The following is a 10,862-nucleotide window of genomic DNA, read 5'->3' on the forward strand; positions in this document are numbered from 1 at the left end:
ATTGTTAACTTTTACCGAAGAGCAATACCTTTTCCTGAAGGAATACAGCGATCTTTTATATACCATAGATGAAGCATTTGATTATATCGTAAAGAGCTTTAGCGATTTCAGTAAAACAGAGGGAGAACGGCTTCTCGGTGATATTTTTCAGGCATTTCCTCAAGTTGCTTCAGCCCATGAACAGCTTAGCCAGCTTGTTCAAGACAATCAGCCCATGCTTAAAGCTCTCGCGGATATCAGTACAGTAGCCGATCAGGCTGAACTGCTTATTCAGAACTTCGATGATCTTCCTGTTAGACAGGAGATCATCTCGAAAAAGCTCTATCCTGCATTTACGCAGTGGCATAATAACATTCAGCAGGAGTTAAACCCATATATCCAATCCTGAATATGGTAACAGTTTCGGAGGTGTTCACTTGGATATCCCCTTAATTTCTATGGCCTTATCCCAAGGCCAGGTCCAGCAGCAGGCATCCATCTCAGTTATGAAAAAAGCCATGGACCAGGCAGAAGGAAATGCAGAATTCATTAATAAGATGATGAGCGGGTCTCAGGTAAAGACTCTCCAGAACGCAGCCCAGCCCCATTTGGGCGGACATATTGATATAAAAGGATGAGCAGTGAAATCAGCTGCTCATTTTTTATATAAGTCACCAATTCGACAAATATTCTCAATCTTTTTACCAGTTTCAGCAGGAGTTTTTAGGGGTAAAATAGAAATATAAATACATAGTCTTAATATACTTTTAAGACTAGGCATTTCCTTTTCAGACATTACTGGTGATTTTCACAGTAACGCTAATGAAAAGGCTGTCATTGTATAATGAGAAGGAGGAGTTCACGTATGAATTACAACATTCGTGGTGAAAACATTGAGGTAACTCCAGCAATTAGAGAGTACGTAGAGAAGAAAATTGCGAAATTAGAAAGGTATTTTACTGAAACTCCTGATGCAAATGTACATGTAAACTTAAAAACGTATAACAATAACCGTTCTAAAGTGGAAGTAACGATTCCGATGCCGAACCTGGTTCTTCGTGCAGAGGAAGATCATGATGATATGTATGCAGCGATTGATCTGATTACCGATAAATTGGAGCGTCAAATCCGCAAACATAAAACAAAAGTGAACCGCAAGTTTCGCGAAAAAGGCAATCTGACAGCTGTGTTTGCAGCGTTGGAAAACGAGGCAGAGCCACCTGAACTGGATGAGGAGGATAACGATCTTGAAGTTGTCCGCCAGAAGAGCTTTGACCTGAAGCCGATGGACAGTGAAGAGGCGATCCTGCAGATGAACATGCTAGGCCACAGCTTCTACGTGTTCACGAATGCAGAGTCTAATTTAACGAATGTTGTGTACAAGCGTAAAGATGGCCGCTATGGTCTGATTGAAGCGCAATAATAAAACGTGAAAACCCCGCTGCTGAGGCGGGGTTTTCGTTTGGTGCGGGTTCACTGTTGGGCTATTTGCAGGATATGACCTGCTATTTGCAAATTCTCCGTTCTATTTGCAGAAATCAAGCTCTATTTGCGAAAATCGCTCTTCTATTTGCAGGTTTCCGCGATCTATTTGCAGCGTCCACATCTTCACCTAAATCGACACTTTCAAAACACGCAACTAAACCGTAAACTTCTCCAATTCCCTCTCCATCACACCAGTCATTTCCTTCAGCTGCTCCACCTTCACCATAACCTGCTCAAACGCGCGAAGCTGCTCCTCTGTTGAAGCTGAGATTTCCTCAGTCCCGGCAGCGGTTTCTTCAGTTACTGCCGAAATGTTCTCTACAGCGCTTATGACCTGCTGACTCATCTCACTTGAGCTCTTCATATCTTCAACTAGTTTTTCAAAATGGCTGTGTATGCCGGATACATGTTCAGAAATGGTTTCAAAGACTTGTTCCGTCTCGATCATCGACTGGGATTGCTCCTTTGAAAGGTCATGTCCCTGCTCGGTGGCATTGTAAATATTGCTGATGCCATTTTGGATGTTGCTGACCATTGAGGCAATCAGATCGGTTGCTTTGGAAGAAGAATCGGCCAGCTTCCGGACTTCTTCTGCCACAACGGCAAATCCTTTACCGGCTTCACCGGCACGGGCTGCTTCAATTGCTGCATTTAATGCCAGCAGATTGGTTTGATCCGCAATACCTTTTACCGTGTTAGCTGCCCCTTCAATTTCCTTAGTGAACTGGGCAAATTCACTGACTGAACTTCTAATATGGTTAGACGAACTGGAAATCTCGTCAGCAAGTTTCATTTGTTTTTCTAAAGACACCCGTCCTTGGTGAACAGATTCCAATGCCTGTGTACTTTGCACAGCACTCTCGGCACTCGACTGATGGACAGCGGAAAATTGCTCACCCATCACACTCATTAACTCGGCTGTTGCCTGAACGTCTTCAGAAATGGACTGGCTGCCTCTCGCCAATTCATCCGTTGAAATGGCCACCTGGCTGCTGCTTTCATTTAAGCTGGTCATATAGGAAGCCACATCCCCGGCAAATCCTTTTACATTCTGGCTGACCTCTTCTATGGATTGCACGGTTCCTTTCAGGTTCACAACCATTTTAGAAAAAGCTTCGGTAAGTTTATCCACTTCATAGCGGCTGTTTTCTTTAAAGATGAGCTGTGATAAGTCTGCTGTTAAATCGCCCTCCGAAATTTTCTCTGCTTTTTCCACAATCGCATTGATTGGCTTTGTAATTCCTCGGGCTGCCATCCATGAGAATACAGCTGATAAAAGAATGAGCAGCAGGCTTCCTATGAGGGAAGAATTTGTGATAAAGGCGATTTTCTGGCTGGTTTCCTGAAGAATGCCTTCATACCATTCATTTGTGCGCTTCTTTAAAAGGTGCATATCATTTAATATGCCGGAAATCCGGATGCTCTGGCGCTTGATTTCCGCTTTGTTTCCCTTGTTGAAGGCTTCAGTGGAAACTTTCGATAGTTCTGCATACTTTCCTTCAATGCTGCCGATGATTTTCTTATGCTCGGGTACTGTGACAACCGAAGAGAGGGAAGCCAGGTTATCCTGAACTTCTGTCATCATGGTGAGTGCCTGGTCCTTGTTGGCGTCACTTGAATTGTATGTAAAGTTGGCAAGGGACTGGCTTGTCACCACCAGGCTTTGTTCCAGGTCCTTCACTTTCAGAAGGAGTTCCACATCATCTTTAGCGGAGCTTTGGATGTTCAATGTTTGGTAAATGATAAAGCCGATCATGCTGACCGAGAGTGCGAGCGGGATCAGCGTGACAATAATGAGGCGTTTTCGTAATGTCATGTTGTAACTCCTTTATTCAGCTTTTACTGTGATTTTTCCATTGATTATGTCTTCGGTTGCTTTTTTTAATGCAGCTTTCTGTTCTTCTGTTAAGGTGACGACCCGGATCTCAGAAAGGCCGACACCGTCTTCTGCCAGTCCCCATACATAAGATGAAGCTTCGATTTTTCCGTTTTCCGTTAATTCCTTCGCCAGGTTAAAAACAGCAATATCGATGTTTTTGACCATCGAGGTGGCAACGGCTTTTTCTGCAACAAAATACTGGTCGGAATCGACACCGCCTGCAAGCACGCCTTTTTCTTCGGCTTTCTTCAATGCGCCAAAACCGGTGAATCCGGCAGCGGGGTAAATAAAGTCGGCACCTGCAGCAATTTGTTTCTCGGCAATTTTCCCGCCGAGAGCGGCATCTCCAAAACTTCCGGCGTATTCCGTCAGAACTTCAATTTTCGGATTGAAGTGTTTAGCTCCTTGTACAAATCCATTTTCAAAATGGTGGATGACAGGCACATCAACACCGCCGATAAATCCCAGTTTGCCTGTTTTGCTTGTCATGGCAGCGAGCATTCCGACAAGGAAGCTGCCTTCATGCTCCTTAAACGTAAGTGAGACCACATTATCAAGCTCGGAAACAGCGTCAATCAGCAAAAATTGCTTGTCAGGGTATTTCTCTGCCGTTTTTTCAAGAGCTTCCTGTGCTGTGAAACCCAGTCCGATGATCAGGTCATGATCTTTTTTGACCAGCTCATCAAGCGGCTTTTCAAAATTTCCGTCAGGTGCTTCTTTGTAATCAAACAGGATGCCCAGCTCATCTCGGGCTTTCTCCAGGCCTCTGAATGCAGAGTCGTTAAAAGACTCATCTCCAAGTCCGGTGTCTGATAAGAGAATGCCAATTTTATATTCTTTATGTTGGTTTGTGCTTTGTTCAGCAGAGCAGGCTGCTAAAAGTAAGCTGAACACCAGCAGGAAAGGTAATAGTTTTTTCAAGGTAGACCTCCAAGTTGTAATTTTTCGCCTTACATAATATCGGCAGAAAGAAGGAGGTCTTAAGTATGAAGTCAGACCTTTCTTGAAAAATAGCAAAATAAAAAAGCCTGTATGAAACAGGCTTCAAAAGCATCATTCCTCCAGCACCTTATATTTCTCCTTCAACGACTCCGGAGCCATCTTCACCATTTGCTGAAGGACAAACGATGTAATCACAATATCATCCGTAAATCCGAAGATTGACAGGAAGTCTGGAACAAGATCGAGCGGCAGAAGGATATAAAGAAGCCCGGCCGCAACAGGAAAAAGCTTTTTACCGGCTGATACTTCCCTTGAGAGAAAGTAATCCCTCAGGAAGGGCAGGAACTTCCAAAATTTAAAGACAAATTTGATGCGTTTGAGAAACTTCATTTCGTTCACCTTTTTCTAGTTCATTCGCTGAATGGGAGCTGCCACCTGAATGCGCGGCGGGTTTTTCACCTCAAGTGAGGCAGCTGATAGATAGCTTGTTTCAAGTATGCTTCAAAATGTAAATAGAATTAGCCACTTTTGCAAAGTGTTCAATTAGGTATGAATCTCCTCTTTATATAATTTATATAGGTTAAGAGGGGATAGTTTACACTCGTTTTTTCCTCCTTGGAAAGGGTTATTGAATTATCGTAATTTTATCCAGATCGGCGCTTTTGACGCCTTCGTTAAAAATTAATCTTGTTTTAAATTGAAAAATCCGGTCAGGCGCAGAGCAGGGAATATCTTCAGGCAGCTGAAAGTTAAAGTCCATTTTGTTGGTTTCTTCTGATTCAATGACTTTGGTGGAAAGAATGGTAGCTGTCCCGATCACTTCCTCCTTCTCATCCTCAGGCGATGTCATAACCAGGTCACACTCAATCCGCTTGATCTGCTGCTCAATGGTTCCTCCTTCAATTAGGAAGATTCCGCTCACATTTTCCCCGGGTGAATATTGAAGCTTTGGAAGCTGCAGATCAATTTTCGCAGAGCCTATTCCAAGCATTGACATATATTTTCGTAAAATCAACAAAGATCTCTCCTCTAATTTTATATAGGGGGGAGCTGCTCGCTCACACCACAGTTTTGCTGTTTCCTTCTTTACGTGCAATTAATGATAAAGTTTCAGGCAATTTTCCTTCTACCTATTCCTCCATTTTATAAAGTCAAACGTTCTGCGGTGCGGGCTCGTATATAAAAAGGGCCTTTACCGCGGTGGTAAAGGCCCATAAATAAAGACCTCTACCATATTTGGTAAAGGTCTTGCTAACAATTGTTGAAATTGCCAACAAAGCCGAGAGCAACTGCTCCGTAATGACGACTCTGCTGTAAAAGCTACTCCCCTTTAGGAGAAACTATTCAATTTATAGGTACATCATATTGGATATTTCCTATTTTGTCAATATTTCAAAATAGTTTAGTTTTCCGAAATAAATACCAACATAATTTTTAAATAATTTGTTATAATCAGAATTAACTATTTTAACACTTTAATACAGAGGTGAACTCCATGAATTTTGATTTCCAACACCACCCATACCCATCCCAGCGAACGACCGTCATGGCAAACAATGGCATGGTCGCAACGTCTCAGCCGCTGGCGGCACAGGCTGGACTAGATATCATGAAAAAAGGCGGAAATGCTATAGATGCAGCAATCGCTACAGCGGCTGCTCTTACCGTGGTTGAACCGACATCCAACGGAATCGGGGGCGACGCATTTGCCCTCGTCTGGACGAAAGGGGAACTGCATGGTTTGAATGCAAGCGGTCCTGCACCAAAGTCCATTAGCATAGAAGCTCTAAAGGAAAGAGGCTTTGAAAAGATGCCGACGCATGGCTGGATGCCGGTTACGGTGCCTGGTGCTCCATCCGCCTGGGCTGAGCTTTCCAAGCGATTCGGCAGGCTTCCGTTAAAAGAAGTCCTTCAGCCCGCTATTGACTATGCGGAAAATGGCTATCCGTTAACACCGATCCTCGGCAAGTACTGGCAGTATGCCTATAAAAAGTTTAAGCAGATACTGACGGATGACGAATTCCAGCATTGGTTTGAAACCTTTGCTCCGGATGGACGGGCTCCTGAAATTGGCGAGGTCTGGCGTTCTGAAGGCCATGCAGCCACTTTAAGAGCCATTGGCGAAACAGACGGCGAAAGCTTTTACCGCGGGGAGATCGCTGGTAAAATCAATGCTTTTTCAAAAAAATACAATGCTTTTTTATCAAAAGAAGACCTTGCAGATTACAAGGCTGAATGGGTGGACCCCATCAAAGTAAACTATCGCGGCTATGATGTCTGGGAAATCCCGCCGAACGGCCAGGGGCTTGTGGCTCTTCTGGGTTTAAACATTGCTAAAGGCTTTGAATTCGGCGATAAAGAAACAGCGGATACCTATCACAAACAAATCGAAGCGATGAAGTTAGCTTTCACAGACGGCAAGGCATTTATTACAGATCCGGCTGAAATGAAAGTGACAGCTGAAGAATTGCTTTCAGAGGAGTACGGTGAATCCCGCCGCAGTGAGATTGGCGAGGAGGCCGTAACACCTGAGCCATATCAGCCGCCGCGCGGAGGTACTGTGTATCTAGCGACTGCAGACAGCGAAGGCAATATGGTTTCCTTCATCCAAAGCAATTATATGGGCTTTGGTTCAGGCCTTGTCGTCCCTGGAACGGGAATTGCCCTTCAGAATCGCGGACATGACTTTTCTCTTGATCCCGAGCACCATAATGCACTGAAGCCGGGCAAGAAAACATATCATACGATTATTCCTGGCTTCCTGACAAAAGACGGAGAAGCGGTTGGACCGTTCGGTGTGATGGGCGGCTATATGCAGCCGCAGGGGCATATGCAGGTGGTCATGAATACAGTGGATTTCCACCTGAACCCGCAGGCTGCCCTTGATGCGCCAAGATGGCAGTGGATTGAAGGGAAAAAGGTCCAGGTGGAGCCTCATTTCCCTAATCACATTGCCCAGGCTTTGGTGCGCAAAGGCCATCAAATCGAGGTAACCGTTGATACCGGCGGATTCGGCCGCGGCCAAATTATCTGGCGTGACCCGAAAACAGGTGTGCTTATGGGCGGAACCGAAGCGCGAACAGACGGGTCGATTGCAGCCTGGTAATAAAAAGTGAGGAAGCAGCACGCATATAAGAGTAAAATAACCATATAAAAGGTATAGGGGAGCGGACCACACAAAAGCCGCTCCTTCATCTGCTTTTTGCGGAGACGGAGGCAGTGTTACCCAACTGGTCTAGTAGTGGTATAGGTACCTGGTACCGATGATAACAACGAAAGAGGTGGAGGCATCATGAAGCAGCTTGACATCTTTATGGCTTTTTTTAGAGTAGGCATCCTCGGTTATGGCGGAGGCCCGTCGTCGATTCCGCTTGTCCATAAAGAGGTTGTTGATAAATATAAATGGATGGATACGGATGAATTCGGCGATGTGCTGGCTCTCGGGAATGCACTCCCAGGCCCGATTGCCACAAAAATGGCCGGCTATATCGGCTATCGTGTTGGCGGATTTCTTGGCATGGTCACTGCACTTGCAGCAACAATGGTACCAACAATTGTCCTTATGATTATTCTTCTTACCGCATTAAATACATTCAAAGACCAGCCATGGGTAGCAGGCATGACAAAGGCAGTCGTTCCAGTTGTGGCCGTGATGCTGGCAACTCTTACTTGGGATTTTGTTAAAAAGTCCTCGAAATCATCTCTGGGCTGGGGCTGGACACTCCTTTTTGTAGGCGTAAGCATAGTTCTTCTTGAATTCGTTAATATTCATCCTGCGATTATCATTTTTGTTTTGCTGACAGCGGCTCTCCTGAAAAAAGATAAAGCGGATAAAAATGAAGCAAAAAAGGAGAGGAATCTCGCATGATTTATGTTCAGATCTTCTTGGCATTCTTCATTCCAGGGATTCTCGGATACGGCGGGGGACCGGCATCCATTCCGCTGGTTGAGAATGAAGTGGTCGACAATTATGAATGGCTCACCACAAATGAATTCAGTGAAATGCTGGCAATGGCTAATGCACTGCCCGGTCCGATTGCCACAAAAATGGCCGGTTATATCGGATATGAACAGGGAGGAATCCTCGGGGCCATCGTGGGGGTATTCGCCACTGTTGCTCCATCCTTGATCCTGATGATTACCCTGCTCGGACTTCTTATGAAATATAAGGAATCGCCGCGCGTCAAACGAATGACTACTTATATCCGGCCGGTTATCGCTGTTCTGCTTGGCATCATGACGTATGATTTCGTATTTTCAGCATACGAAGGTGCCGGCATCTGGCAGACACTTTTCATCGGGCTGGTTAGCTTCTTTTTAATGGAAAGGCTTAAGGTTCATCCGGCTTATGTGATTGCTGGAGCTCTCGTATATGGAGGACTTGTTTTAGGATAGAGGAGGGATTATATGACATTTTCCATAATCGGATACGATCCGAAAGAAAAAGAATGGGGAATTGCGGTTCAATCGAAATTTCTTGGAGTCGGTGCAGTAGTGCCTTTTGCAAAAGCAGGTATTGGAGCGGTTGCGACTCAGTCATACGCCAATACTTCATATGGACCGCGTGCGTTGCAATTGATGGAAGAGGGGAAAACTGCCGAGGAAACGCTTGAAATCATTACTAAAGATGATCCCGAAAAAGAGCTCCGCCAGGTCGGACTGCTGGATAGCATGGGAAATCCGGCAACGTTCACAGGAGAAGGCTGCTATAATTGGGCTGGAGGCATGATAGGTCCTCACTTTGCCGCGCAGGGCAATATCCTTGTGGATGAAAAAACGGTTGAGGCAATGGGCCAGACGTTTATCTCAACAGACGGCACTCTGGCTGAGCGCCTGCTCGCCGCCTTGAATTCAGGCCAGGCAGCCGGCGGTGACAGCCGCGGCCAGCAATCCGCAGCCCTTCTTGTTGTGAAAGAAGCTGGCGGATACGGAGGATTTAATGACCGCTACATAGACTTAAGGGTCGACGACCATTCCGAGCCGATTACCGAGCTGATTCGGATTTATCATCTGCAGCAGCTCTATTTTGCACCGTCAAAGGCTGAACGGATTACGGCCATTGAAGGTGAGATAAAAGAGGAACTTGTTCGCGAATTAACTCGGCTCGATTATTTAAAGGCTGGTCAGGGTGATGAACAGCTATTGAAAGCATTGACTGCCTTTATTCATACCGAAAACTTCGAAGTCCGCGAGCAGGAAGCGGGGAAGATTGACTTGGATGTTTTGGTGTATATGAAAAAACTTTGAAACGGAGAGGGAGCTCTTCGTTTTTTCTTTGGGTTCAGATTAGCTGGAATTTAAGCTTCCTTAACCTGCCAAATGTTAAAATCCTCTTGATTAATGCCTAAACGGCTGATAAATGTTAGGATAGTATAGTTAAACGAATTTGGTAGGAGAGATTTAGAAGATGTCAACAGTAAAAGTAAGCAGAAACGAACCGTGCCCATGCGGGAGCGGAAAAAAATATAAAAAATGCTGCGGCAGCAGGGATGCCGTTTCGATTAAGGATGTATTGAATCACGAAGTTCTTGAGCTTCAAAAGGAAGCAAGGGTCTTTGCACTTACTCATTTTGCGGAAGACATGAAAGAGGATTTCAAGGACCTTCTGGATATACTTGAAGACATTGAACCGCAGGAAAAAGAGTTTTATGAATTTGTGCACTCTTTCTGGTACGTTCTTTTTGGAACGTTGGAAGATATGGACTCCATCATGGATGAGTTCATTCATTCTAAGCTGCCAGCCGTCACGCGCCCCCGCTTAAAAAACATTTTGAAATCGTGGGAGGACAGTAAAGCTGCAGCTGGAAAATTAATTGAAGTGACTGAAGACAAAGCAGTTATCGAGGATTGTCTGACCGGGAAGGTTTACAATGTCTCCCTATTTGGTGATATGGACGTTAAGAAAGGTAACTTTGCCTTTGCCATGCTGCTTCCTTATGGAGAAGAGTATGTGGCATTTCCTGCTATATTTGACCTGCCGGGAGAGAACTCTGCGAAGTTTGCAGACTACATCCAGTATTCCTTCGAAGAATCTGGATATGAGAATCCTGAAGAATACTTGGCTGAATTCCTCATTGACCTTATGAATGACACGCCAAAAGCATTAGCGGGTCCAAATATGGACAATTTCGACTGGCCAACTAAGGGTGCAGAGCAGGTTGCCAGCATGTTCCGGGACGACATGATAAAAGCCGATGAAGAGCCATGGCTGATCGGCATGGGAATTTCACTTTGGATGGAGTACCTCAAGAAAACCGGCAAACAGGTTAAAAAGCCTGATAACTATGTTGCCGGCCTCCGATACCTTGTAAGTACAATAGCTCCTGTAAAGGAAAACTTCACTCAGAAAGAATTCGGAGAGTTATACGGCATCAATGCCAACCGGGTTTCCACTTATTATGGCGAGATTTACGATGCAGTCGAGAAAACCATTATAGAACTGATAGAATTGTCGAATTCGTAAAATGGAGAGCATTGCTGCTCTCTGTTTTTATTTTAGTGGGAATGTGATCTGTGTCTGATCGGAGCCATCTTGGACACAGCTCTCGGTAATAAGCGAAGCTGAGTCAGAACCCAA

At 44.9% G+C, this 10,862-nt stretch carries 12 protein-coding genes; 8 read left to right on the forward strand and 4 right to left on the reverse strand.

Annotated features, from left to right (window positions below; all coding sequences use genetic code 11):
• The first annotated feature begins 1 nt into the window (after position 1).
• From CHI10_RS06090 to hpf, 3 genes are all read left to right on the forward strand, one after another.
• Positions 2–388, forward strand: a complete 387-nt coding sequence (locus CHI10_RS06090; protein WP_095243424.1) for a DUF8042 domain-containing protein — start codon at positions 2–4, stop codon at positions 386–388.
• Between the two features lie 28 nt (positions 389–416).
• Positions 417–617 carry a YjfB family protein gene (locus CHI10_RS06095; RefSeq protein WP_095243425.1) on the forward strand — a complete coding sequence of 67 codons (201 nt, stop codon included), beginning with the start codon at positions 417–419 and terminating at the stop codon, positions 615–617.
• A gap of 227 nt (positions 618–844) precedes the next feature.
• Positions 845–1,402 carry a ribosome hibernation-promoting factor, HPF/YfiA family gene (gene hpf / locus CHI10_RS06100; RefSeq protein WP_048009852.1) on the forward strand — a complete coding sequence of 186 codons (558 nt, stop codon included), beginning with the start codon at positions 845–847 and terminating at the stop codon, positions 1,400–1,402.
• 216 nt (positions 1,403–1,618) lie between these two features.
• Here hpf and CHI10_RS06105 read toward each other — a convergent pair whose 3' ends face one another.
• The 4 genes from CHI10_RS06105 to CHI10_RS06120 all read right to left on the reverse strand — a co-directional run bounded on the left by CHI10_RS06105 (position 1,619) and on the right by CHI10_RS06120 (position 5,300).
• Positions 1,619–3,280, reverse strand: a complete 1,662-nt coding sequence (locus CHI10_RS06105; protein ID WP_095243426.1) for a methyl-accepting chemotaxis protein — start codon at positions 3,278–3,280, stop codon at positions 1,619–1,621.
• Between the two features lie 12 nt (positions 3,281–3,292).
• Positions 3,293–4,264 carry a BMP family lipoprotein gene (locus CHI10_RS06110; protein ID WP_095243427.1) on the reverse strand — a complete coding sequence of 324 codons (972 nt, stop codon included), beginning with the start codon at positions 4,262–4,264 and terminating at the stop codon, positions 3,293–3,295.
• A gap of 132 nt (positions 4,265–4,396) precedes the next feature.
• The gene (locus tag CHI10_RS06115; protein WP_095243428.1) at positions 4,397–4,675 is read right to left on the reverse strand and encodes a YkvA family protein; all 279 of its coding nucleotides are present in this window, start codon (positions 4,673–4,675) and stop codon (positions 4,397–4,399) included.
• A 235-nt stretch (positions 4,676–4,910) separates the two neighbouring features.
• On the reverse strand, positions 4,911–5,300 hold the full coding sequence (locus tag CHI10_RS06120; protein WP_095243429.1) for a sporulation protein: 390 nt from the start codon (positions 5,298–5,300) through the stop codon (positions 4,911–4,913).
• A 480-nt stretch (positions 5,301–5,780) separates the two neighbouring features.
• Here CHI10_RS06120 and CHI10_RS06125 point away from each other — a divergent pair, with 480 nt between their 5' ends.
• The 5 genes from CHI10_RS06125 (at position 5,781) to CHI10_RS06145 (ending at position 10,748) form a co-directional block, all read left to right on the forward strand.
• Positions 5,781–7,391 (forward strand): gamma-glutamyltransferase family protein, encoded by a 1,611-nt coding sequence (locus tag CHI10_RS06125; protein WP_095243430.1) that lies wholly within the window; start codon positions 5,781–5,783, stop codon positions 7,389–7,391.
• Positions 7,392–7,577: 186 nt separating this feature from the next.
• On the forward strand, positions 7,578–8,153 hold the full coding sequence (locus CHI10_RS06130) for a chromate transporter (protein ID WP_095243431.1): 576 nt from the start codon (positions 7,578–7,580) through the stop codon (positions 8,151–8,153).
• Positions 8,150–8,680 (forward strand): chromate transporter, encoded by a 531-nt coding sequence (locus CHI10_RS06135; RefSeq protein ID WP_095243432.1) that lies wholly within the window; start codon positions 8,150–8,152, stop codon positions 8,678–8,680. The genes CHI10_RS06130 and CHI10_RS06135 overlap by 4 nt, the downstream gene beginning before the upstream one ends.
• A gap of 12 nt (positions 8,681–8,692) precedes the next feature.
• On the forward strand, positions 8,693–9,532 hold the full coding sequence (locus CHI10_RS06140) for a DUF1028 domain-containing protein (protein WP_095243433.1): 840 nt from the start codon (positions 8,693–8,695) through the stop codon (positions 9,530–9,532).
• Positions 9,533–9,692: 160 nt separating this feature from the next.
• Entirely contained in the window at positions 9,693–10,748 is a 1,056-nt protein-coding gene (locus CHI10_RS06145; protein WP_095243434.1) for a YecA family protein, read from the forward strand.
• Positions 10,749–10,862 lie beyond the last annotated feature (114 nt).

Origin of the sequence: Bacillus sp. 7894-2 (genome assembly GCF_002272225.1) — a bacterium.
GTDB lineage: Bacteria > Bacillota > Bacilli > Bacillales > Cytobacillaceae > Cytobacillus.

Excerpts from the sequence above, each read along its gene's own strand:
- hpf (WP_048009852.1), top strand. The coding sequence starts at position 845 with ATGAATTACAACATTCGTGGTGAAAACATTGAGGTAACTCCAGCAATT.
- CHI10_RS06145 (WP_095243434.1), top strand. The coding sequence starts at position 9,693 with ATGTCAACAGTAAAAGTAAGCAGAAACGAACCGTGCCCATGCGGGAGC.
- CHI10_RS06115 (WP_095243428.1), bottom strand. The coding sequence starts at position 4,675 with ATGAAGTTTCTCAAACGCATCAAATTTGTCTTTAAATTTTGGAAGTTC.
- CHI10_RS06135 (WP_095243432.1), top strand. The coding sequence starts at position 8,150 with ATGATTTATGTTCAGATCTTCTTGGCATTCTTCATTCCAGGGATTCTC.
- CHI10_RS06130 (WP_095243431.1), top strand. The coding sequence starts at position 7,578 with ATGAAGCAGCTTGACATCTTTATGGCTTTTTTTAGAGTAGGCATCCTC.
- CHI10_RS06105 (WP_095243426.1), bottom strand. The coding sequence starts at position 3,280 with ATGACATTACGAAAACGCCTCATTATTGTCACGCTGATCCCGCTCGCA.
- CHI10_RS06125 (WP_095243430.1), top strand. The coding sequence starts at position 5,781 with ATGAATTTTGATTTCCAACACCACCCATACCCATCCCAGCGAACGACC.
- CHI10_RS06140 (WP_095243433.1), top strand. The coding sequence starts at position 8,693 with ATGACATTTTCCATAATCGGATACGATCCGAAAGAAAAAGAATGGGGA.